The following is a 22,028-nucleotide window of genomic DNA, read 5'->3' on the forward strand; positions in this document are numbered from 1 at the left end:
TCGCTGAGTTGATCTACGTAACTCGACGGGCCGCACGAATGAGGATGCCCGGTCGGTGGCCCGATCGGCTCCGACCAGACAGCCCTCCACGTCAGTACGGCACAGTGCGTACGACATCCGGAGGGACCCTCAGCGGTACGAGAGCTCGAGCGTCGGCAGTGGTCCCATGCCACCCGGCCCGCTGGTCAAGAGCGGCCGACGTCCCCGGCACGGTCCCGACACGACCCCCGCGCTCGCCTCGCACCGCGTACACAGAAGAGGCAGCACCCTGACTACCTTCCGAGAGCTCGGGATCCTTCCCGAGACAGCCGAAGCCCTTGAGGCCGTCGGCATCACCAGTCCCTTCCCCATCCAGGAGATGACGCTCCCCGTTGCCCTGACCGGCACCGACGTCATCGGCCAGGCCAAGACCGGCACCGGCAAGACGCTGGGCTTCGGTCTTCCGCTCCTCGAGCGCGTGACCGTTCCCGCGGACGTCGAGGCGGGCCGGGCGCAGCCCGAGCAGCTCACCGACGCCCCGCAGGCCCTCGTCGTCGTCCCGACGCGCGAGCTGTGCACCCAGGTCACGAACGACCTGCTGACAGCCGGCAAGGTCCGTAACGTACGCGTTCTGGCCATCTACGGCGGCCGGGCGTACGAGCCGCAGGTCGAGGCCCTCCGTAAGGGCGTCGACGTCATCGTCGGCACCCCGGGCCGGCTCCTCGACCTCGCGGGCCAGAAGAAGCTCAACCTCAAGCACATCAAGGCACTCGTCCTCGACGAGGCCGACGAGATGCTCGACCTGGGCTTCCTGCCCGACGTCGAGAAGATCATCAACATGCTGCCGGCCCGCCGCCAGACGATGCTGTTCTCGGCGACCATGCCGGGTGCGGTCATCGGCCTCGCGCGCCGCTACATGTCGCAGCCCACGCACATCCGCGCCACGGCGCCGGACGACGAGGGCCAGACGGTCCGCAACACCCAGCAGTTCGCCTACCGCGCGCACAACATGGACAAGCCGGAGATGGTCTCGCGGATACTGCAGGCCGACGGCCGCGGTCTCGTGATGGTCTTCTGCCGCACCAAGCGGACGGCGGCGGACCTCGCCGACCAGCTCCAGCAGCGCGGCTTCGCGTCCGGCGCGGTCCACGGCGACCTCGGCCAGGGCGCCCGCGAGCAGGCGCTGCGCGCCTTCCGCAACGGCAAGGTGGACGTGCTCGTCTGCACCGACGTGGCCGCGCGCGGCATCGACGTCGAGGGCGTCACGCACGTCATCAACTACCAGTCCCCCGAGGACGAGAAGACGTACCTGCACCGCATCGGCCGTACGGGCCGCGCGGGTGCCAAGGGCATCGCGATCACCCTCATCGACTGGGACGACATCCCGCGCTGGCAGCTCATCAACAAGGCGCTGGACCTCGGCCTGAGCGACCCGCCGGAGACGTACTCCACGTCCCCGCACCTCTTCGAAGAGCTGAAGATTCCCGCGGGCACCAAGGGAGTTCTGCCGCGCGCCGAGCGCACCCGCGCCGGTCTCTCGGCCGAGGCGGTCGAGGACCTCGGCGAGACCGGCGGGCGTGGCGCGCGCGGCCGCGGTGGCCGCTCCGGCGCCCCGGCGTCGGCCCCGGCCGCCGAGCGCGACCGTGACCGTGACCGTGACCGCTCGGCGCGTACGCCGCGCCGCCGTCGTCGTACGCGCAACGGCACGCCGCTCGACGCCACGGAGCAGCAGACCACGCCGGGGACCACGGAGTCGGCCTCTGTCGGCCCGACGACCCCGACCACCCCGGCCGCCCCTGCCACGGAGCCGCGTACGCCGCGCCGCCGTCGGCGGACGCGTGCCGGAGGCGCTTCGGAGGCGGCCGAGACGGCCGTCGCCACGGCCGAGGGCACCGTGGCCGAGGCCGCCGCACCGGTCGCTCCGGCCGAGCCGGTGGCCGCGGAGACCAAGCCGCGCCGCCGTCGTACGCGCCGGACCGCGGAAGCCGCTCAGCCCGAGCTCGCCGTAGTCGAGGAGGCCACCCCGGCCGCCGTCGCGGCCCCCGTGGCCGAGGCGACCGAGGTGTCCGAGCCCAAGCAGCCGCGCCGCCGCACTCGCAAGGCCGCCACGGCCGCCGAGACGGCGGTGGACACCGCCGAGGGCCCGGCCGCCGTCGAGGTGGCGGAGGTCGCCGAGACGAAACCGCGCCGCCGTACGCGGAAGACCGCCGAGGTCGTCGAAGCCGCCGAGGCCGTGGTGGAAGCCGTTGTCGAGCCGGTGGAAGCCGTCGAGGCCAAGCCGCGCCGCACCCGCAAGGCCACGACCACGGCCGCCGCCGAGGCCGCCCTGGACACCGCCGAGACCGCGGAGGCCAAGCCGCGCCGCCGGACCCGTAAGGCCGCCGCCACGGCCGTCGAGGTCGCTGAAGCCGCCGAGGCCGCCGAGGCCGCCGAAGCGGCCATCCCGGCCCAGGCGGCCGAGGAGACCGAGGCCAAGCCGCGCCGCCGCACCCGCAAGGCCACCACGGCCACCACGGCCACCACGGCCACGGAGACCGCCACGGCCGCTCCGGTGGTCGAGGTGCCTGCCGCGGAGGCCACGGCCACGCCTCGTCGGCGTACGCGCAAGGCCGCCGAAGCCGCCGAGACCGCGCTGGACACCGCGGAAGGCACGACGGTCGAGGCGCCGGTGGCCACGGCGACGAAGCCGCGCCGCACCCGCAAGGCCGCGGCAGCCGCCGAGACCGCCGTGGACACCGCGGAGGCGGCCGAGGCCACCGAGACGAAACCCCGCCGCCGCACCCGCAAGGTCGCGGCCGCCGAGGCCGGCATCCCGGCCCAGGCCGCCGAGGTCACGGACGCCGCCACGGCCGAGGCCCCGGCCAAGCCGCGCCGCACCCGTAAGACGGCGGCCACGGCCGCCGCCGCGGACGCGGTCACGGCCGAGGTCGCGCCCGAGGCCAAGCCCCGCCGCCGCACGCGGAAGACGGCAGCGGCCGCCGAGACGACGGAGAGTTGACGCTCACACCTGACGGCCCGGTCCCACTTCGGTGGGGCCGGGCCGTCGGCGTTCCCGCGCACGCCGCACGATCGCGCCCCCGCGGTTGTCAACGGTCTGCCTTGTGGCCCGTCCCATGGCCCGTCGTCCCCCGGCCGCCGCCCGGCATGCCGCCCGAAAGGTTCCCCGGATAGCCTCCTCCTCATGAGCAGGCCCGCCACCTTCGTCCCGCCCTCCGGGGCCCGCGCGTATCGGCTCGCCACCGCGCGCGGGGAGTTCGCCGTGATCGAGGCGGGCAGCCCCGACAAGGGCACCGCCTTGCTGCTACCAGGGTTCACCGGCAGCAAGGAGGACTTCATCTCGTTGCACGAACCACTGGCCGCGGCCGGATACCGGACCGTCGCCGTGGACGGGCGGGGCCAGTACGAGAGTCCGGGCCCACGGGACGACGAAACGCCCTACGCGCTGGGCGAGTTGGCGCAGGACGTCCTCGCACAGGTCGACGCGCTGACCGATTCCCGAGCCGGCTCCCTCACCGACTCCCCGGGAGCCAGCTCCCTCACCGACTCCCCGGCCGACGCCCCGGAGAACCGTGTCCACCTCGTCGGCCACTCCTTCGGCGGCCTCGTGGCCCGTTCGGCCGTGCTGCTGGACCCGGCCCGCTTCCGGTCGCTCACCCTGATGGCATCGGGGCCCGCCGAGATCTCCCCCTCCCAGCAGCAGCGCGTGAAACTGCTGCGGGACGTGCTCGCCGTGATGGACATGGGTCGGGTATGGGAAGCGATCCAGGCCCTTGAGCCCCCGGAGGACGCCGCGGGCGAGCTGGACGCCGGTCTCGACGACGAGGACATCCTGAAGCGCCGCTGGCTCGGCAACAGCCCGGCCCAACTCATCGCAGCGGGGCGCCAGTTGTGCGAGGAGCCCGACCGCGTGGCCGAACTGGCCGCCGTACGGCTGCCCGTACACGTCCTGTCGGGCGAACGCGACGACACCTGGCCGCTGCCGCTCCTCGACGACATGGCCGTACGCCTCGACGCGCACCGCACGATCGTCCACGGAGCCGAGCACTCGCCCAACTCGGACCGCCCTTTGGAGACGGCCGAGGCCCTCGCCGCGTTCTGGGACCGGGTGGGCTGACGCTCTGCCGGTGGGTTGTACGGCTGCGGGCCGTCCGTGGCTGGTCGCGCCCACCCGGCGAAGCCGCACATCGACGCACCCCCGCACCCCCAACGGAGCGCTCCTCGCCGACCGCGCAACGAAACGAACCGTCCGCGTCGGCCCGGGAAGCGGCAGACGGGCCTAGGGGGTGTTTCGAAAGTCCCGCACAGCACCCACGGCGCCCGGCACGCGCTCTCGCTGCACCGGACTTTCGAAACACCCCCTAGTACTGCCCCTGCAAGTGCTCCCAGAACCCGTCCCGCAGGCATCGCCGCAGGTCCGCCTGCCCCCGCAGCGAGTACTGCAGCAGCCCCTCGGCCTCCACGAGCAGGTCCTGGTCGACCGGCCCGGGCAGATACGGGTGCCCGGGCAGCAGCTCCGCCAGCGCGTCCCAGCCCCGCGCGGACAGCCACGTCGCGGCGATCTGCGCGCCCACGAACCGCACGTCCTCGCGCGAGGGGCGGCCCGCCGCCGACGTGTCGTACGAGGCGGCGGTCCGCCGGGAGACGTACGGCTTGAAGAACTCCAGGTCGAAGGTGCGCTGACTGTCGACCTCCCAGAGCAGCGGCTCCGCCTGGTTGCGCCCCTCCGGCGCCTCGATGCCCCACAGGTGCACGCGGGCCCCGTACCCCTGCGCCGCCTCGACCGCCGAGACCAGGTCCTCGTCGCCGCCGATGAGCGCCGCGTCGCTGATGGCACGGTGCCGGGCCAGTGACTCCAGATCGGTACGGATCAGGGAGTCGACGCCCTTCTGCTGGTTGTTGGCATTGAGGTTGCCGAGCCGGACCTTCACGTCGGGCAGCTCGGCGATGGACTGCTGCTCCGCGGTGTGGATGCGGCGCCGCGCCCCGTCGTACCAGTAGACGCGCAGCAGTCTGCTGTCCGCGAAGATCGTGCGCGCCCGGTCGATGAGCGCCTCGATGAGCCCCTCGGCGTCCAGGTCGAAGGCCCGGCGGTCCTCCGTCCCGGCGACGAGCCGGCCCGCGGCCGCGTACAGATACCCGGCGTCGACGAAGATCGCATGAGTCGACGGCGTCTTCGCCACCTCGGCGAGCATGCGCTGGAGCAGCTCGTTCGTGCGGTCGATACGCACACCGAGCACCGCTGGATCCAGTTCGTCATTCATATGCGCCTCATTGTCGCAGGCGGTCACGGGACGAACACAACCGGTCCAGAAACGGGCTGGAATTGCCGGTCCGGACGCGGGTCCGGCACAGGTCCGGAACAGGTCCGACACAGATTCGGACACCGGTCGGATACCAGTCAGTAGTTAGCCGTTCGAAAAATTTCTTTAGCGTAGGGAATGTTTGTAACACGCATGCCGTTGGATCCCTACGTAACCAAGTAGTTCTCCTCAGGAGGATGACCAGACGAAGGGAGAAGCCTGTGCGCTTCGAAATCATGCGCCTTGACGACGTCGACGGAAGCCCCGTGGACAGCACCGTCGTGGACGCCGCCTCCGTCAACCGGATCGTTCAGCAAGCCGCCGCCATCGGGCAGCGCCTCTGGATCCGCCCGACCAACACCCCGGCTTCATAACGCCGGACAGACTTCAGAACCCCCGTACGGCACCGACGCCGTACGGGGGTTCTGCGCGTGCGGGGGGTGTGCGGGGCGGCGCACGTACCGGGGGGGTGTGCGGGGCGGCGCACGTACGGGGACTTCAGCTGCTCTCGATGACCAGCGTGATCCCGTTGATGATCTGCTGCACGGCGATCGCGGAGAGCATCATGCCCGCGAGCCGGGTCACCAGCACGACACCGCCGTCCCTGATGACGCGGATGATCAGCAGCGAGTACCGCATCACCACCCACAGCACGACATGGATGGCGACGATCGCGGCCCACACCGACACGTGCGTCGCCACGCTGTCGGCCTTCTGCACGGCCAGGATGACGGACACGATCGCGCCAGGTCCGGCGAGCAGCGGCATGCCCAGCGGTACGAGGGCGACGTTGACGTCCTTCGTCTGCTTGGGCTCGTCGGTCTTGCCCGTGAGCAGGTCGAGCGCGATGAGCAGGAGCAGCAGGCCGCCCGCGATCATCAGCGCGGGGACGGACACGTGCAGGTAGTTCAGGATCTGATGCCCCAGCAGCCCGAAGACGGCGATGACTCCGCCGGCCACACAGACGGCCTGGAACGCCATCCGCTTCTGCACCTTGGCCGGACGTCCGGCCGTCAGCGCGAGGAAGATCGGGGTGATCCCCGGGGGATCCATGATGACGAAGAGGGTGAGGAAGAGGGAGCCGAAGACGGCGAGGTCGAACACGGTGAGCCTTGCGGGAGGAGGGACTTACGGGAAGGCGCTGGAACGCACGCGGGGAACGGTGAGCACAGCCCGCAGCGCAGGCGGGAACAGTGGGCGCAGCCTGGCGCGCAGGGCCCAACCGGCGGCCACAACCTGGGCCACCGCCTGAAGTTCAAGCGCAGGGCACCTTCCGGCGCACCCCGAGCGGAACGGAAGACGGAAGAACGGAAGAACGGAAGAACGGAAGAACGGAAGCTAGCGCTCGGCGCTTCCGCCGGCCCCCGGCACGGGAAACGCGCCGGTCGCCCGCCGGGTGATCTCCCCGTAGATCTCGGGATCCGTCGTGAACTCCCCGAGCACACATGTCTTACGGCTGCCGTGATAGTCGCTGGACCCGGTCGCCAGCAGCCCCAACTCGCCCGCGAGCCCCCGCAGTCGGGCCCGGGTGGCCGATTCGTGGTCCATGTGGTCGACCTCGATCCCGTCGAGCCCGGCCGCCGCAAGTTCCGCGAGGGCGGACTCCGGCACGGTCAGCCCGCGCTTGGACGCGGCGGGATGCGCGAAGACGGTCACCCCGCCCGCGGCCTTGACGATCCGGATCATCTCGAAGGGGTCCGACTCGTGCTTCTCGACGTAGGCCCGCCCGCCGTCGGCGAGCCACTCGGTCGTGAAGGCGTCGGAGACGCTGGGCACCACGCCGAGCTCGACCAGCGCAGTGGCGATGTGCGGCCGCCCCACGGACCCGCCGGCCGCGACGCGCTCCACCTGCTCCCAGGTCACCGGGACGCCCAGCTCCTGGAGCTTGCCGATCATCGCCTGGGCCCGCGGCACCCGGTCGTCGCGTACGAGCTCGCGCTCGCGCAGCAGCTCGGGCTCCTCGGGGTCGAAGAGGTACGCCAGCATGTGCAGCCCCACACCGTCGAGACGGCAGGAGAGCTCGGCCCCGGTCACGAGGGTCAGCCCGGCGGGCACGGCCGCGATGGCCTCCGCGTACCCGCGGGTGGTGTCGTGATCGGTCAGCGCGACGACGTCGAGCCCGGCGGCGGCAGCGTTGCGCACCAGCTCGGCGGGGGTGTCCGTACCGTCCGAGGCCGTGGAGTGGCAGTGCAGATCAATACGCACGACACAAACTCCAGACACGGGAAGAACAGCAGAGACGGCTCAAGGATAACGGCCACCTGGACCGCCCCTGTCACACCCGAAGCGGGGGCGCACCCCCTACAGGCAGTCTTATGGCAGCAGGCCCGCTCTTTTCAGGGGCGCGGGGCTGCATCAATATGCGGCTCCTCCCCCACTCTCGACTTCTCCCCCACTCTCGGCTTCGCTCGAGCGGGGGGACCCCCATGAGCGGGGGGACCCCCATCGTGGGCGCGACCAGCCACACCCAACCCGCACCCGGCAGACCACAGGAACCCCCACCCAGTAGCCGCCCACCCCACCCAGCGGAGCGCTACGGCTCAAGAATCCGCGGCGACAACGCCCCACAAGGCAACAGATCCACTTCCGCCCCCGCGTCCCGCAGATCCGTCAACACCAGCTCGTCGTACATCAACAACCCCGACTGCTCGGGCCAGACAACCGCCCACAGCCACAACCCCCGCGCCTCACCCGCGAAAACGGCCCGGTCGTCGGGCGTCCCGGAGACATGCCACAACGGCGTCGGCCGCCCCGCGGCGAGCAGCTTCGCCTGGGCGGGCTTCTCGACGCTCATGTACGGCCCAGGATCGGGCCCGTCGATCCCCGCGTACCGCGCGCCGAGCCCGACGCCGAGCTCCTCGGCGATGAGGACCAGCTCCCCTATACCGCCGAGCGGCCCCGGCCCGGAGCACGCCACGGCCGTGGCGCGACCGCCGCTGCGGTCGTCACCGGCGAACGCCGCCCCCGTGAAGAGCCAGCCGACGGGCAGCGGCCACGGCATCCACACCGGTACGCGCGCACGGTGCACCACCACACCGAGGGCCTCGACGCTGGGCGGGATCACGGGCTGCAGCGGATGCACGATGCCGTGCACATCGCACTGCCAGGAGTCGGCGAAGAGGCCGGGAGCCCTGACCCGGCCACCACACTTCGGGCAACTGGGTTCGCCCCTCATAGGGCCCAACGGTCCTCCCCGTCTTTCGCCGCGTCAAGGACGATCACCCGTCCGGCGTGTGCCTGTCACGTTCCCCCCACCTCGGATCACCTCCGAAATGTAGATGCAGGTCACATTCATCAGCCGACCCAATTTGACCGAGGACAGAGTCGCCGTGTTTGCCAACTGACGCATTTAGGCCACGGGTTGGTGACGTTGCTCACCCGGGCCGCACCCGGCAGCGCCCCGGATCAGTCCCGGATCAGTCTCGGATCAGTCCCGGCGCCGCCCCGGCTCAGTCCAGCGGGACGGACTTGCGTACGGGATCACGCAGGTCGGTCCCGTTCGCGAGCCAGCGCTCCTGGAGGGCCCCCGCGCCGTGCACCCGCTTCCACGCGGCCTCGTTCGGCGTCATGGGGAGCAGCGGCAGGAAACGTACGGGATCCAGGGGTGCGTCGAGCTCCAGATCCTCGACCAGGCCGCCCGCCTCGGCGACCAGTACGGAGGTGAAGGGGGCGTCCGGCCACAGGGGCCCGCCCACGTCGAGCGAGGCGCCCGGGGCCACGACCAGGCCCTCGACCTGCGGGGACGCGGCCAGTACGGCGAGGGGGCGGAGCACCTTGTCGGTGTCGGCGGCGCCGGCCCGTACGGAGAGGACCAGCTCGGCGCGCGGGCCCGCCACCGGGTCGGCGACGACCGCCGTGGGGTCGGTCATCGGCCGGGCGGACATGCCGAGCGTCGCGTAGCGGACGATCGCCTTCTCCGTGCCGTCGGCGGTTCCGTCGGTGAAGCGGAGCACCTCGATGCGGTCCGTGCCCAGGAAGGTCACGGCGGCGCGCGCGTCCGGTTCGCCCAGCGCGGTACGCAACCGGGCCTCCACCAAAGGAAGAACATCAGCCATGCGCCGAGCATAGAACTCGTCAGTAGCGGACGAAGCGACAGCTTGACACTTCAGTCGGCTGATAGTCTTGGCCGCTGGTCGGGGCAGCACGCAGAAGCGTCGCTCTCGAGTCCCGACCCAAGTCTCGACAGTCTCGACGCATGAGACTCCCCTACGGGGGATGGACCTCCCCTACGGGGGACCGGCCGGAGGAGGTGGGGCTCCATGGATCGAAGTCGACCGTGCAGTACCACCCGCTCTTCCGGCTGCTGAGTCCCTCTCAGCTCCAGAGCTCACGCTCTACTGGCTGCCACCTCTCGCACTCGCGTCATGGCGTCCGGTGCACAACGGAAGAGCACTTCGTTTTTCCTGATCTGTCTGAATTTTTCTGATCTGTATCAGTAGCGAAGCTGCCACCGCGACGGTGCGGTGCTCCCCGCTTTGTGGACGTGCCAAACATCCGCAGTCAGGACGTCCCCATTCCGGGCAGTCTCAACCGTTGCCGGCCGCTTTCGTTCGCGAAGGAGCCAGCCATGTCGATGATCCGTGACCTGCGTGCCGCGGTCCGCACCAGCTCGCAGCGCAAGGACGGCGGCGCGTACGACAGCACCCGCGACGCCGGGGCGAGTTCGGCCGTCGTGGACTGCGCGGTCTACCGCGACGGCGTCCGTCTCCCGTCCGCCGACGGCCTCACGCCGCGTGCGGCGATCCGGCAGGCGCGGCGGGACGGCGGGTTCGCCTGGATCGGTCTGCACGAGCCGACCGAGGCCGAATTCGCCGGTGTGGCCGCCGAGTTCGGGCTGCACCCGCTGGCCGTCGAGGACGCCGTCCACGCCCACCAGCGGCCCAAGCTGGAGCGGTACGACGACACGCTGTTCGCCGTCTTCAAGACCATCCACTACGTCGAGCACGACGAGCTCACCGCCACCAGTGAGGTCGTCGAGACCGGCGAGGTGATGTGCTTCACCGGACGGGACTTCTTCATCACCGTGCGGCACGGCGGGCAGGGCTCGCTGCGGGCGCTGCGGCACCGGCTGCAGGACGACCCCGAGCTGCTCACCAAGGGCCCCTCGGCCGTCCTGCACGCCATCGCCGACCACGTCGTCGACGGGTACGTCGCGGTCGCCGACGCCCTCCAGGACGACGTCGACGAGGTCGAGACCGAGGTGTTCTCGCCCGGGCGCCGGGGCGGGGTGTCGCGCGGTGTGGACTCGGCGCGGATCTACCAGCTCAAGCGTGAGGTGCTGGAGTTCAAGCGCGCGGTGTCGCCGCTGATGCGGCCCATGCAGCTGCTGAGCGAGCGGCCGATGCGGCTGGTCGACCCCGACATCCAGAAGTACTTCCGCGATGTCGCCGACCACCTCGCGCGGGTGCAGGAACAGGTCGTCGGCTTCGACGAGCTGCTCAACTCGATCCTCCAGGCCAACCTCGCGCAGGCCTCCGTCGCGCAGAACGAGGACATGCGCAAGATCACGTCCTGGGCGGCGATCATCGCCGTTCCGACGATGGTGTGCGGCGTGTACGGCATGAACTTCGACCACATGCCGGAGCTGCACTGGCGGTACGGCTACCCGGTGATCATGGGCATCACCGTGGTGCTCTGCCTGGGCATCCACCGCACGCTGAAGCGCAACGGCTGGCTCTGAGGGGCCCGGCACCGGACGAGGGCCCGGCACTAGGCCCTGTCGTCAAATTCCCGTCTGCCTCGCGACGCCATGCACGCTCCCCCACTGCCTTAAGGGCGTGGGAGGTGCCCCCACTCGCCGCACCGGGCGCAGCCCCAAGTACGTCCAGTACGAGGGACTACGCCCGGCGCACCGAGAGCACGCACCTGACGCCGCGAGGCCGTCCTTCGGGCGACGACGGGAATTTGACGACAGGACCTAGGCTGACCCTCATGACGGATCAGCTGCTCGACCAGGCCCTCGTCGAGGAGGCCACGAAGAAGTCCGGGCTCGTCTGGGTGCGGGGGCTTCCCGTCCAGGGTTCCCTCCAGGGGGACGGGGCGTCGGGCGGCGCGCCCTCCCAGGCGCTGTGGCACGTCTGGCACGACGGGGCCGTGTGTCTGGTCGGGGACGGGCCCGGTGAGCAGCCGTTGCCCGGGCTCGTGGACGGGGGCGAGGCCGTCGTCACCGTACGCAGCAAGGACAAGGGCGGTCGCCTGGTCTCCTGGTCCGCGAAGGTGGTGGAGCTCGCTCCCGGGTCCGAGGAGTGGGACGCGGCTGTCGGCGAGCTGAAGGGCAAGCGGCTGAACGCTCCGGACGGCGAGGCCATGCCGGGGCGGTGGGCTCGGGAGTGCCGGGTGGTTCGGCTTGCGCCGACGGGGTCGACTGCGTCGTTGCCGGACGGGTCGTTGGCTGCGGCGCCGTTGCCTACGTCTGCGACTACGCGGCAGGCGATTCCGGCGGGGTTGCCGCGGCTGCTCTTCAAGAAGCGCAAGCGCGGCTGAGCGGCAGCGCTCCGCGGGGTGCGTTGTCGACTGCGGGTGCGTGGGAGCTGGTCGCGCAGTTCCCCGCGCCCCTAAAGACAAAAAGCCAGGGGCGCAGCCCCGCTTTTTACGGGCGCGGGGAACTGCGCGATCGGCCACGACGTACCCGCACCCGACCCATAAGTCCAACCCCCCTCAGGACGACGGGAGTTGCTGCCCGTAGTCCACCGTGTCGTCCTTGTCCGGGGCCTTCAGGGCGAAGTCCTTTCCCCAGTCCGTCAAGCGAAGCGTCCCCGCTCCGCCGGCTCGGACGAGCAGGAGAGGGTACGGCTTGCCCTCCAGGGAGACGTCCAGTTCGCCGCCGGAACCCTTGTCGCCGGTGATGCGGATCGTGCGGAGGCCGCTCTGTTCGTGGTGGCCCTCGGTGGCGAGCTCGCCGTGGAGGGTGAGGAGGCCGTTGAGGAGTACGTCCTTGTCGGTGAAGACGCTGAGCTGCTTGTAGGCGGGATCCCCCTTGGGGACCTTCACGTACTTGCCCTCAAGCTTGCCCGCGGCCGTCGTGTCGGACGTACCGTCGTCGTTCTTGCCGTCCTGGTGGTCCCAGAAGTCCGCGTCGGCCTTGATGAAGAGGTGCTCGTCGACGCGCAGGAGCTGGAACGTCACCCCCTTCGAGGTGACCGAGCCGGTACCGCCGTCACCCTTGAGCTGCATGTCCAGCTTGTACGTGCGCTTGTTGCTGATCACGGCCCCGGACAGTCGTACGGTCTCGGCGGCCTGGGCCGCCGACCGCGTGGTGCTCTGGATCTTGGCCGGGGGCAGTTTTCCGACCCCGTTCGTGCCCGCGTCCGGGTCGTCCCCGGCGCACCCCGTCACCCCTGTCCCCGTCACGACCAGCGCGCACACGGCGCTCGCCAACGCGGCCCGACGGGTACGTCCCTGGGGAATCGCAGTCACAGGTGGCGCTGCCTCTCATACGGCTGTCCTCAACGGCGTACCGCAGCGTACCGGGGCCTCCTACGCCACTCGGAGCCAGTCCGTCCGCGCCGCTCACCAGGGCGTATCCGACCGGGACGGGCTAGCCTGAAGCCCACCCGAGCGGACATGACATAGCAAAACACCCGTACTGAAGCGCGTACGGGGGATGCGGAGAAGGAGGCGCGGGCATGGCGTCAGGCGCGTCCAGGATCTTCGTCTCGCACCTCTCCGGAATCGCCGTCTTCGATCCGAACGGCGACCAGGTGGGCCGGGTGCGCGACCTGGTCGCCATGCTGCGCGTCGTGCGGCGGCCCCCTCGGCTGCTCGGGCTCGTCGTCGAACTGTCCACCCGTCGCCGGATCTTCCTGCCCATGACCCGCGTGACCGGCATCGAGTCCGGCCAGGTCATCACCACCGGCGTCCTCAACGTCCGCCGCTTCGAGCAGCGGCCCACCGAGCGGCTGGTCATCGGCGAGCTGCTCGACCGGCGCGTCACACTCGTCGGGACCGACGAGGAGGTCACCGTCCTCGACGTCTCCGTCCAGCAGCTGCCCGCCCGCCGCGACTGGGAGATCGACCGGGTCTTCGTACGGAAGGGGAGGACCGGCGGTGCCTTCCGGCGGGCCAAGGGAGAGACGCTGACCGTCGAGTGGTCGGCCGTCACCGGGTTCTCGCTGGAGGAGCACGGGCAGGGCGCCGAGAACCTCCTCGCCACCTTCGAGCAGCTGCGCGCGGCCGACCTCGCGAACGTCCTGCACCATCTGTCCGCCAAGCGGCGCGCGGAGGTCGCGGCGGCCCTGGACGACGACCGGCTCGCGGACGTCCTGGAGGAGCTCCCCGAGGACGACCAGATCGAGATCCTCGGCAAGCTCAAGGAGGAGCGCGCCGCCGACGTCCTGGAGGCGATGGACCCCGACGACGCGGCCGACCTGCTCGGCGAGCTGCCGGAGGACGACAAGGAGCGTCTGCTGGCGCTGATGCGCCCGGACGAGGCGGCGGACGTACGGCGGCTGATGGCGTACGAGGAGCGCACGGCGGGCGGTCTGATGACGACCGAGCCGATCGTGCTGCGTCCCGACGCGACCGTCGCCGACGCGCTCGCGCGGGTGCGCAACCCCGACCTCTCCCCCGCGCTGGCCGCCCAGGTGTACGTGTGCCGCCCGCCGGACGAGACGCCGACGGGCAAATACCTGGGCACGGTTCACTTCCAGCGGCTGCTTCGCGATCCGCCGTACACCCTCGTCGGCGCGATGCTCGACGACGATCTGCAGCCGCTGGACCCGGACGCCGAGCTGCCCGTCGTGGCGGGCTTCTTCGCGACGTACGACATGGTCGCGGCGCCCGTCGTCGACGAGAGCGGCTCGCTGCTGGGCGCGGTCACCGTGGACGACGTACTCGACCACATGCTGCCCGAGGACTGGCGCGAGACGGAGTTCCACCTGGACGAGGAGACGTCCGCGGAGATGTCGGCCGCGGAGCTGCCCGCCGAGGGGGACGCGCATGGCTCCTGAGCGCGAGCCCGCCCGCGAACGGGCCGCCACCGGCGCGACCGCCGCCCCCCGGCCTCGCACGCGGCTGGATCAGCCGCAGCGTCCGCGGCGCAGGCTGCTGCCCGAGTACGACCCGGAGGCCTTCGGCCGGCTGTCGGAGCGGATCGCGCGGTTCCTGGGCACGGGACGGTTCATCGTCGGGATGACGGTCGTCGTCGTCCTGTGGGTGGTGTGGAACGTGTCCGCGCCCCGTTACCTGCGCTTCGACACCTACCCGTTCATCTTCCTGACCCTGATGCTCTCGCTCCAGGCCTCGTACGCCGCCCCGCTGATCCTGCTCGCGCAGAACCGGCAGGACGACCGCGACCGGGTCAACCTCGAACAGGACCGCAAGCAGAACGAGCGGTCCATCGCGGACACCGAGTATCTGACCCGGGAGATCGCCGCGCTGCGCGTGGGCCTCGGCGAGGTCGCCACCCGTGACTGGATCCGCTCCGAGCTGGAGGACCTGGTCAGGGAGCTGGAGGATGGGCGTACCGACGGGCGCGGCGACGCTCGTGTCGTATTCCCGGCGGAACGCCCTCGGGGACGTGACGTAGACGACCGGTGACAGGCTTTCCGGCGCCGGTGGGAAGCGCCGTACCATCGACACCATGGCTACGGAAGACGCGGTGCGTGAAGCACTGGCGACAGTGAACGACCCCGAGATCCATCGTCCGATCACCGAGCTCGGCATGGTCAAGTCGGTGGAGATCGGTGCGGACGGTGCTGTCGCGGTCACCGTGTACCTCACTGTCTCCGGCTGTCCGATGCGCGAGACCATCACGAAGAACGTGACGGACGCCGTGGCGGCGGTCGAGGGCGTCACCCGCGTCGAGGTGACGCTGGACGTGATGAGCGACGACCAGCGCAAGGAGCTGGCGTCCGCGCTGCGCGGCGGCCAGGGCGAGCGCGAGGTGCCGTTCGCCAAGCCGGGTTCGCTGACGCGGGTGTACGCGGTCGCCTCCGGCAAGGGCGGCGTCGGCAAGTCGTCCGTGACGGTCAACCTCGCGGCGGCGATGGCCGCCGACGGCCTCAAGGTCGGTGTCGTTGACGCCGACATCTACGGCCACTCCGTGCCCCGCATGCTGGGCGCCGACGGCCTCCCGACCCAGGTCGAGAACATGATCATGCCGCCGTCGGCGAACGGCGTGAAGGTCATCTCGATCGGTATGTTCACCCCCGGCAACACGCCTGTCGTGTGGCGCGGCCCGATGCTCCACCGCGCCCTCCAGCAGTTCCTCGCGGACGTCTACTGGGGCGACCTGGACGTGCTGCTCCTGGACCTTCCGCCGGGTACGGGCGACATCGCGATCTCGGTCGCGCAGCTCGTCCCGAACGCGGAGATCCTGGTCGTGACGACGCCCCAGCAGGCCGCCGCCGAGGTCGCCGAGCGGGCCGGCTCGATCGCCGTCCAGACCCACCAGAAGATCGTCGGCGTCGTCGAGAACATGTCGGGCCTGCCCTGCCCCCACTGCGACGAGATGGTGGACATCTTCGGCACGGGCGGCGGCCAGTCGGTCGCCGACGGCCTGACCCGCACCACCGGCGCCACCGTCCCGGTCCTCGGCTCCATCCCCATCGACGTCCGCCTCCGCGAGGGCGGCGACGAGGGCAAGCCGGTCGTCCTGACGGACCCCGACTCCCCGGCCGGCACGGCCCTGCGAGCCATCGCGGGCAAACTGGGCGGCCGCCAGCGGGGGCTGTCGGGCATGTCGTTGGGAATCACCCCGCGGAACAAGTTCTAGGGCTTCGCCCATGGCCCTGCGGCCGCTTCTTGTAGGGCGGCTGCGGGCCCGGTGGGGGTTGTTCGCGCAGTTCCCCGCGCCCCTAAAAAGCGGGGCTGCGCCCCTGGCTTTTTGTCTTTGGGGGCGCGGGGCTGTATCGGCATGCGGCTCCTCCCCCACTCTCGGCTTCGCTCGACCGGGGGGACCCCCATCGTGGGCGCGACAACCCCCACCGGGCCCGCAGCCGACGAACGACACCGAGGAGGGCACCTCAGCAGACGGTGCCCTCCTCGCTCAGCCCGCCGCCTAGGCGTACGTAGCGATGTCCTTGATCATGGCGAAGCCCAACCCGTACGCACTCATCCCCCGCCCGTACGCCCCCAGGTGGACCCCTTTCTCCGTGGACCCCGCGAGAACCCACCCGAACTCGGACTCGCGGTAGTGGAACGGCGTCGGAACCCCGTCCACGGGAAGGGACAGCGCCGACCAGTCGGACCCGGTCAGATCGTCCGCGAGGACCCACGCCGTCTCGGTCTGCTGGTCCAGCCAGTCGTCCCGCAGCGTGTGGTCCATCTGGCCGGGCCAGGTGAAGGACAGCAGCCCGACCCCCGCGAGCCAGGCCGCGGAGGACACCGAGGTGGCCTCCAGCAGGCCCGTGCCGTCGGCACTGCGCCGCACCGGGTTGGCCGCCACGGTGACCACCACCGCGAACCGCTCCTTGTCCTCCGTGGTGTCGCCGCGTACGGACGGTTCGTCGCCGTGCCCGATCGAGCCGTGCTCAATGGCTCCGTCGGCCGACGCGCCGACCTGCATCAGCCAGCGCGGTCCCGTGAAGGCCTCGTCGAGGCCGTACCACGGGAAGGGCGCCAGCAGGTAGCCGTCGACCGTGCGCCGGGCGGAGGGGCCCTGTTGTCCGCCCTCCGCAGCCGGCGCCTGCGCGCCTACCCGACTTGTCGTCTCCATCAGCCCGGACGCCTCCTCGCTCTAGTCGGACCGGGCGGCCCGCCCCCCTTCGGGCGTCCTTCCGGTCCGCACAACAACTAGGCAGAATAGCCACAGCTCTGCGGCAAGCAGCGAAACCAGTCGGCTCGTGGGTCGCGTACGCGTCAGATCCGGCCCACTGTGAGCAGGTCAAATGCGGGAGATGTACGGGAAAACGGCGGGTGCGCAACCCGGGTGAAGCACGTTCGGGACGGCGGGCGTGCCGTCCGGGGACGACCCGCGGGCGTACGCCTCGGGCCTTGGGGCTCCGAGCCTCGGACCTTGGGCTCCGGGCCTCGGACCGTGGCCGGTTCAGGTGGGTCCGGGCGGGCCCAGGTCAGCCACGATCGGCCCAAGCCAAGTCAGCCGCGGCCGGCGCGGTCGGCCGGCCGAGCCCGGCTCAGGTCGCGTCGGCGTCGAACGGCGGGCGCTCGTCCTGGTCGAGCTTCTCCCGCTTCTTCGTCATGTCGACGGAGCCGCCGGTGGATCCGGACGAGGAGGACGACGAGGACGACGACGAGGAGGCGGAGGACTCGACCTCGCGGCCGTGCACCGCGTCCGTGACGTCGGCCATCTCCTTCTTCAGGTCGAAGCCGTTACGGATCTCCTTGAGCCCCAGCTCGTCGTTGTCCAGCTGCTTGCGGATGAACGTCTTGGGGTTGAGGTCCTCGAACTCGAAGTCCTTGAACTCCGGGCCGAGTTCCTCGCGGATGTCCGCCTTGGCGCTCTCCGAGAACTCGCGGATCTTGCGGATGGTGCGCGTGACGTCCTGGATCATCTTCGGGAGCTTCTCCGGGCCGAAGACGAGCACGGCAAGGACAACGAGCGTCACGAGCTCGAGCGGTCCTATGTCATTGAACACCTTCAGCTCCTTGCGATGTCCTCGGCCCTCGGCGGGTCTTTCCGTGGTCCGGGCCGGGTCCACGGTACCCGGCGTTCCTGTCTGTCCGGTACTGTCCTGGGACCTCCGACCGCGTGTACACGTCGGGTTTTCCAGGATGTTTGCCTGATGGGGCCTGGGTTCGGCACGCTTCCTGTGAAGTTCCTGTCGGTTGGCCCACTCGTTCGGCCCGCGGGATCGTTCCGTCAGTCACCGTCGGCGGAGCCGAGGACGAGAGTGACCTTCCTCTCCTTGCCGTCACGCTCCAGGGTCAGCTGCAGACGGTCGCCTGGGCGGTGGGCCCGGGTCTTGACGATCAGCTCCTCGCCGGAGTGCACGCGCTGCCCGTCGACCCGGGTGATGACGTCACCGGGCTTGATGCCGGCCCGTTCGCCGGGGCCGCCCTGGTTGACCGGGGGGTCGCCGTCATTGCTCTTGGTGCCCACGCGGGCACCGTCGCCGGTGTAGTCCATGTCGAGCGTCACGCCGATCACCGGGTGGGTGGCCTTGCCGGTGTTGATGAGCTCCTCGGCGACGCGCTTGCCCTGGTTGATGGGGATGGCGAAGCCGAGGCCGATCGAACCGGACTGGCTGCCCTCCAGGTCGGAACCGCTGTCGGCGGAGCGGATGGCGCTGTTGATGCCGATGACCCGGGCCCTGGAGTCGACCAGCGGGCCGCCCGAGTTGCCGGGGTTTATCGGGGCGTCCGTCTGCAGCGCGTCGACGTACGAGATGTCGCTGCGGTCGCCCTCCTCGCCGCCCGCCGTGATGGGGCGCTCCTTGGCGCTGATGATGCCGGCGGTGACGGTGTTCTCCAGGTCGAAGGGGGCGCCGATGGCCACGACGGGGTCGCCGACCTGGACGTTGTCGGAGTTGCCGAGGGCCAGGGGCTTGAGGCCCCTGACACCGCTCACCTTCACGACGGCGAGGTCGTAGCCGCTGTCCTGACCGACGACCTTGGCCTTGGCGGTCTGGCCACCGCTGAAGGTCACGGATATCTCGCCGCTGCCGTCCGCCGGGTCGACGACGTGGTTGTTGGTGAGGATGTGGCCGCGCTGGTCGAGCACGAACCCGGTGCCGGTGCCCTGCGCCTCCGACCCGCTCACATGCAGGGTCACCACGCTGGGCAGCGCGCTGGCCGCGATCCCCGCCACGCTGTCCGGGGCCCGTCCCTTGGCCTCGGTATCGGCCTGGGGCAGCACGATGTCGTCGATCCCGCCGTTGCGCTCCAGATACGCCCCTACGGCCCCGCCGACGCTCCCGGACACGAGGGCGAGCAGCGCGGCCCCGAGAACCAGCGCCCGCTTCGTACGCCTGCGCCGCCCGGCCGTGGTCTCGACGGCGGCCCCGTTCTGCTGGAGGGGGGCGGCGGCCCAGGGGTCGTAGTTCTGCCAGGGGGCAGGGGGAACCGGGGCAGCCGAGCCGACCAGGGTCGGGAGGGCGTAGCCAGGGGGTGCGCCGGAAGGCAACGCCGATCCAAGAACACCCTGCGCGCCGCCCGACTGCGTCGAGGCACCCGAGGCGCCCTCGGGCCCCGCGCCCACAGGAGCGCCCTGCGACGGAATCACGGCAGCCTCAACGGCCGTGCCGTGCACGGAAGTCGCACCGTGCGCGGGAGCCGCCCCATGCACGGGAGTCATCCCATGCCCCGAAGTCGTGCCGTGCGCGGGAGTCATCCCATGCCCGGAAGTCGTGCCGTGCGCCGGAGTCGTCCCGGGATGCTGGACCGGAGGCGCGGGCGCCCAGGGGCCGGGTCCGCCGTAAGGCGGCGTGCTGTAGGGATCCGGGTCGTGCAGAGGCTTGGGCCGCTCAACGGGCGCGTCGACGCCACCGCTCGCGTCGCCCGACACCTGGCCCGGCGCCACGATGGAACCGGCCGCAGGGGCCTCGCCGCCAACGACAGCCTCAAGACCGTCGGAACCGGCGGCATCGACGACATCGGCAGTCCCGCCACCGGGGGCACCAGGGGCACCGAGGGCACCAGCTCCGGCAGGCTTCTCCAGTTCGAAGTCACCGTCCATGTCGCCCCCGCCCCCGCCCTCACCCCCGTGAAACCCACTCGTGCCGTCCCCCGCGGAAACCGGGTCCGCCGGAGCGGAATCCGGTACGTGGGTCCGGGGCCTGCTCCACCACTTCGGCTTCGTGGGCTTCCCCTCGTCCATGCTCTCCCCACACCTGACCCGCGGCTCGACGCGTCGGCGGTTCACCGCGGATTGTCCACTCCGCGTCCGGGTTCCTGCTGCGGGCGCGGCCCATCCCTGGATTCAACCAGGTTCACGGGCCGCGGCGCAGAGGGCCGGTTCAGCCAGGGGAGGAAGGCGAAGGTGAGGCGGACGAGTCGGACGGTTGCGCCAGGGGCAGCACGGGCGTCTCGAACTCCGACGCCGTCGACCACGCCGTCAGCGTGACCGGAGGGGTGGGGTTGAAGGGACGTATGAGCGGGGACATGGCTACGGCACCGGCCACCACCGGGGTGGTCAGCGCGTACAGCGCGTCTGCGCTCTGCACGACCGGCGTGGGCGTGCCGGTCGCGGGCACGCCGGGCAGCAGCGGCGCGGACATCTCGGTCTGCGCGCCCCCCTCCTCGGCGAAGGAGCGCTGTCCCTGTGCGAGCAGCGGTGCGACGGAACGGCGGCGCTGCGAGTCGGGGTTGGACGCACCGCCCGTGTTCGGGGTCCGCATCGGGGTCACATTGCTTCCGGAGCCGGATGCGCCGCGGGCGTCCGTGGTGTCCATCGGCACGCCCGTCGACACCCCGCCGAGCGCGATCGCGGCGAGCGACACGGCACCGGCCGCGGCGGCCGCGAAGCGCAGTCCCCGTGAGGCCGACCGCTCGGCCTCACGCCGGCTTATGTCATGGATGCGGAACCCGCGCTGCTCCGAGGGCAGCACGGCGGCATGCGGCCCGGACGGCACGTAACCGAAGGAGTCCGGTTTCATGCCGAAGACTCCGGACGTACCGAACCCTCCGCCGCCCAGCCGCGAACTGTCGCCGTCCGGGTCGCCTCCCCCGGGCAGCCCCTGGAGACGGGCCAGGAAGCTCTCCGAGGGGGGTGGCGGAGCTACCTCCGCGAATACGTTCTTCAGTCGTCGCTGCTCGTCGGCCTCGGCTTTGCACTTCGCGCACGTGGCGAGGTGTGCCAGGACACGCTCGCGCGCCTCGTGACCGAGCTCGCCGTCCACGAGGGCGGAGAGCCGGTCTCCGAGGTGCTGCTCGGTAAGGGGCCGATCGGCAGGATTCAGCCGTGATCCACTCACGCGCTCGCGCCCCCTCCTCCCAGAGCGGGCACTCCGGTGACCGCGAAACCGCGGCGCCCGGCACGGGCCTCGGGTGCACGGTGGGCGAGCGCCTTGCGCAGCTGGGAGCGGCCGCGGTGGATCCGGCTGCGGACCGTGCCGAGCTTGACGCCCAGGGTCGCGGCGATCTCCTCGTACGACAGTCCCTCGATGTCGCACAGGACGACCGCGGCGCGGAACTCCGGGGCGAGTGTGTCGAGAGCCTGCTGGACGTCCGCGTCGAAGTGCGTGTCGTTGAAGACCTGCTGCGGGGAGGGCTCGCGGCTGGGCAGGCGCTCGGCCGCGTCGTCGCCGAGGGCGTCGAAACGGATGCGCTGCTTGCGGCGGACCATGTCCAGGAAGAGGTTGGTGGTGATGCGGTGGAGCCAGCCCTCGAAGGTGCCCGGTGTGTACGTCGACAGGGAACGGAAGACCCGGACGAAGACTTCCTGGGTCAGGTCCTCGGCGTCGTGCTGGTTGCCCGTCAGGCGGTAGGCGAGCCGGTAGACCCGGGCGCTGTGCGTGCTGACGATCTCCTCCCAGGTGGGCGGAGTCCACGCCGGCGAGTCCGCGTCGGACGTGAAGGTCGCGGTCTGAGCGGAGTCAGGGATGGGGGTCCCCCCATTCGAGCGCAGCCGAGAACGGGGGAGGAAACGGTCAGCGGTGTCGTTCACAGATTTCGGCTCACCCGCTGATCCGAGTAGGCGCCGAAGCACCCCTCCCCGATCCACAGGCGCAGCCGCACCTCCCCTGTCGGCTCTGGTGGTGTCCGGTGGAGCCCCTACCATAGCCACCTCGCCCGTTAGCTCCGGATAAGCGGTTTTACGAGAAATTGATACGCGCTCATATGGTCGCGCCAGCACTTGCTGGGTGTCCTGATCCATCTGCTACCCCCGCGTAGTTCTCCACCCCCTCTCAA

19 protein-coding genes are annotated in these 22,028 nt (G+C 70.9%); 8 read left to right on the plus strand and 11 right to left on the minus strand.

Annotation, left to right across the window (positions count from 1 at the left end; genetic code table 11):
• The first annotated feature begins 358 nt into the window (after positions 1-358).
• Both OHA11_RS15060 and OHA11_RS15065 read left to right on the plus strand, forming a co-directional pair.
• Positions 359-2,977: a DEAD/DEAH box helicase gene (locus OHA11_RS15060; RefSeq protein ID WP_266507183.1), complete on the plus strand. Its 2,619-nt coding sequence runs from the start codon at positions 359-361 to the stop codon at positions 2,975-2,977.
• A gap of 183 nt (positions 2,978-3,160) precedes the next feature.
• Positions 3,161-4,093: an alpha/beta fold hydrolase gene (locus OHA11_RS15065; RefSeq protein ID WP_266496417.1), complete on the plus strand. Its 933-nt coding sequence runs from the start codon at positions 3,161-3,163 to the stop codon at positions 4,091-4,093.
• Between the two features lie 244 nt (positions 4,094-4,337).
• On the opposite strand, the gene OHA11_RS15070 is transcribed toward OHA11_RS15065, so the two are convergent.
• A complete protein-coding gene (locus tag OHA11_RS15070) occupies positions 4,338-5,240 on the minus strand; it encodes an NYN domain-containing protein (RefSeq protein WP_266496424.1) in 903 nt (300 codons plus the stop codon).
• Between the two features lie 260 nt (positions 5,241-5,500).
• Here OHA11_RS15070 and OHA11_RS15075 point away from each other — a divergent pair, with 260 nt between their 5' ends.
• Positions 5,501-5,653, plus strand: a complete 153-nt coding sequence (locus tag OHA11_RS15075; protein WP_266496426.1) for a hypothetical protein — start codon at positions 5,501-5,503, stop codon at positions 5,651-5,653.
• Positions 5,654-5,777: 124 nt separating this feature from the next.
• Here the strand turns inward: OHA11_RS15075 and OHA11_RS15080 are convergent, their stop codons facing one another.
• The 4 genes from OHA11_RS15080 to OHA11_RS15095 all read right to left on the minus strand — a co-directional run bounded on the left by OHA11_RS15080 (position 5,778) and on the right by OHA11_RS15095 (position 9,334).
• Positions 5,778-6,383, minus strand: a complete 606-nt coding sequence (locus OHA11_RS15080) for a MarC family protein (protein ID WP_266496428.1) — start codon at positions 6,381-6,383, stop codon at positions 5,778-5,780.
• Between the two features lie 234 nt (positions 6,384-6,617).
• Positions 6,618-7,484: a PHP domain-containing protein gene (locus tag OHA11_RS15085; protein ID WP_266496431.1), complete on the minus strand. Its 867-nt coding sequence runs from the start codon at positions 7,482-7,484 to the stop codon at positions 6,618-6,620.
• Positions 7,485-7,812: 328 nt separating this feature from the next.
• Entirely contained in the window at positions 7,813-8,454 is a 642-nt protein-coding gene (locus OHA11_RS15090; protein WP_266496433.1) for a DUF6758 family protein, read from the minus strand.
• A gap of 274 nt (positions 8,455-8,728) precedes the next feature.
• Positions 8,729-9,334, minus strand: a complete 606-nt coding sequence (locus OHA11_RS15095; RefSeq protein WP_266496442.1) for a suppressor of fused domain protein — start codon at positions 9,332-9,334, stop codon at positions 8,729-8,731.
• A gap of 512 nt (positions 9,335-9,846) precedes the next feature.
• Between OHA11_RS15095 and OHA11_RS15100 the strand changes: the two genes are divergently transcribed.
• Both OHA11_RS15100 and OHA11_RS15105 read left to right on the plus strand, forming a co-directional pair.
• Positions 9,847-10,959, plus strand: a complete 1,113-nt coding sequence (locus OHA11_RS15100) for a magnesium and cobalt transport protein CorA (RefSeq protein WP_266496445.1) — start codon at positions 9,847-9,849, stop codon at positions 10,957-10,959.
• 251 nt (positions 10,960-11,210) lie between these two features.
• A complete protein-coding gene (locus OHA11_RS15105; protein ID WP_266496447.1) occupies positions 11,211-11,762 on the plus strand; it encodes a hypothetical protein in 552 nt (183 codons plus the stop codon).
• A gap of 174 nt (positions 11,763-11,936) precedes the next feature.
• Here OHA11_RS15105 and OHA11_RS15110 read toward each other — a convergent pair whose 3' ends face one another.
• Complete coding sequence (locus OHA11_RS15110) at positions 11,937-12,695, minus strand: hypothetical protein (protein WP_266496449.1); 759 nt, start codon at positions 12,693-12,695, stop codon at positions 11,937-11,939.
• A gap of 209 nt (positions 12,696-12,904) precedes the next feature.
• Here OHA11_RS15110 and OHA11_RS15115 point away from each other — a divergent pair, with 209 nt between their 5' ends.
• From OHA11_RS15115 to OHA11_RS15125, 3 genes are read left to right on the plus strand one after another with little or no spacing between them, the layout of a single operon-like run.
• On the plus strand, positions 12,905-14,227 hold the full coding sequence (locus tag OHA11_RS15115; protein ID WP_266496452.1) for a CBS domain-containing protein: 1,323 nt from the start codon (positions 12,905-12,907) through the stop codon (positions 14,225-14,227).
• The gene (locus tag OHA11_RS15120) at positions 14,217-14,816 is read left to right on the plus strand and encodes a DUF1003 domain-containing protein (protein WP_266496455.1); all 600 of its coding nucleotides are present in this window, start codon (positions 14,217-14,219) and stop codon (positions 14,814-14,816) included. The genes OHA11_RS15115 and OHA11_RS15120 overlap by 11 nt, the downstream gene beginning before the upstream one ends.
• Before the next feature lie 43 nt (positions 14,817-14,859).
• Positions 14,860-15,993 (plus strand): Mrp/NBP35 family ATP-binding protein, encoded by a 1,134-nt coding sequence (locus tag OHA11_RS15125; protein ID WP_266496458.1) that lies wholly within the window; start codon positions 14,860-14,862, stop codon positions 15,991-15,993.
• Positions 15,994-16,278: 285 nt separating this feature from the next.
• On the opposite strand, the gene OHA11_RS15130 is transcribed toward OHA11_RS15125, so the two are convergent.
• The 5 genes from OHA11_RS15130 to sigE all read right to left on the minus strand — a co-directional run bounded on the left by OHA11_RS15130 (position 16,279) and on the right by sigE (position 21,825).
• Positions 16,279-16,935, minus strand: coding sequence for a hypothetical protein (locus OHA11_RS15130; protein WP_266496461.1), 657 nt, complete (start codon positions 16,933-16,935; stop codon positions 16,279-16,281).
• Between the two features lie 418 nt (positions 16,936-17,353).
• Positions 17,354-17,815: a sec-independent translocase gene (locus OHA11_RS15135; protein ID WP_266496462.1), complete on the minus strand. Its 462-nt coding sequence runs from the start codon at positions 17,813-17,815 to the stop codon at positions 17,354-17,356.
• Between the two features lie 224 nt (positions 17,816-18,039).
• Positions 18,040-19,995: a trypsin-like peptidase domain-containing protein gene (locus OHA11_RS15140; RefSeq protein ID WP_266496465.1), complete on the minus strand. Its 1,956-nt coding sequence runs from the start codon at positions 19,993-19,995 to the stop codon at positions 18,040-18,042.
• A 139-nt stretch (positions 19,996-20,134) separates the two neighbouring features.
• Complete coding sequence (locus OHA11_RS15145) at positions 20,135-21,091, minus strand: anti-sigma factor (protein ID WP_266496467.1); 957 nt, start codon at positions 21,089-21,091, stop codon at positions 20,135-20,137.
• Positions 21,088-21,825, minus strand: coding sequence for an RNA polymerase sigma factor SigE (sigE, locus tag OHA11_RS15150; protein WP_266496470.1), 738 nt, complete (start codon positions 21,823-21,825; stop codon positions 21,088-21,090). The genes OHA11_RS15145 and sigE overlap by 4 nt, the downstream gene beginning before the upstream one ends.
• Positions 21,826-22,028: the final 203 nt, after the last annotated feature.

This window comes from Streptomyces sp. NBC_00878, from assembly GCF_026341515.1.
In the GTDB taxonomy this organism is placed as follows: domain Bacteria; phylum Actinomycetota; class Actinomycetes; order Streptomycetales; family Streptomycetaceae; genus Streptomyces.

What these genes read in the sequence shown, in the direction of transcription:
- OHA11_RS15060 (WP_266507183.1), top strand. Translation starts at nt 359, where the DNA reads ATGACGCTCCCCGTTGCCCTGACCGGCACCGACGTCATCGGCCAGGCC.
- OHA11_RS15065 (WP_266496417.1), top strand. Translation starts at nt 3,161, where the DNA reads ATGAGCAGGCCCGCCACCTTCGTCCCGCCCTCCGGGGCCCGCGCGTAT.
- OHA11_RS15070 (WP_266496424.1), bottom strand. Translation starts at nt 5,240, where the DNA reads ATGAATGACGAACTGGATCCAGCGGTGCTCGGTGTGCGTATCGACCGC.
- OHA11_RS15090 (WP_266496433.1), bottom strand. Translation starts at nt 8,454, where the DNA reads ATGAGGGGCGAACCCAGTTGCCCGAAGTGTGGTGGCCGGGTCAGGGCT.
- OHA11_RS15095 (WP_266496442.1), bottom strand. Translation starts at nt 9,334, where the DNA reads ATGGCTGATGTTCTTCCTTTGGTGGAGGCCCGGTTGCGTACCGCGCTG.
- OHA11_RS15100 (WP_266496445.1), top strand. Translation starts at nt 9,847, where the DNA reads ATGTCGATGATCCGTGACCTGCGTGCCGCGGTCCGCACCAGCTCGCAG.
- OHA11_RS15105 (WP_266496447.1), top strand. Translation starts at nt 11,211, where the DNA reads ATGACGGATCAGCTGCTCGACCAGGCCCTCGTCGAGGAGGCCACGAAG.
- OHA11_RS15115 (WP_266496452.1), top strand. Translation starts at nt 12,905, where the DNA reads ATGGCGTCAGGCGCGTCCAGGATCTTCGTCTCGCACCTCTCCGGAATC.
- OHA11_RS15120 (WP_266496455.1), top strand. Translation starts at nt 14,217, where the DNA reads ATGGCTCCTGAGCGCGAGCCCGCCCGCGAACGGGCCGCCACCGGCGCG.
- OHA11_RS15125 (WP_266496458.1), top strand. Translation starts at nt 14,860, where the DNA reads ATGGCTACGGAAGACGCGGTGCGTGAAGCACTGGCGACAGTGAACGAC.
- OHA11_RS15130 (WP_266496461.1), bottom strand. Translation starts at nt 16,935, where the DNA reads ATGGAGACGACAAGTCGGGTAGGCGCGCAGGCGCCGGCTGCGGAGGGC.
- OHA11_RS15140 (WP_266496465.1), bottom strand. Translation starts at nt 19,995, where the DNA reads ATGGACGAGGGGAAGCCCACGAAGCCGAAGTGGTGGAGCAGGCCCCGG.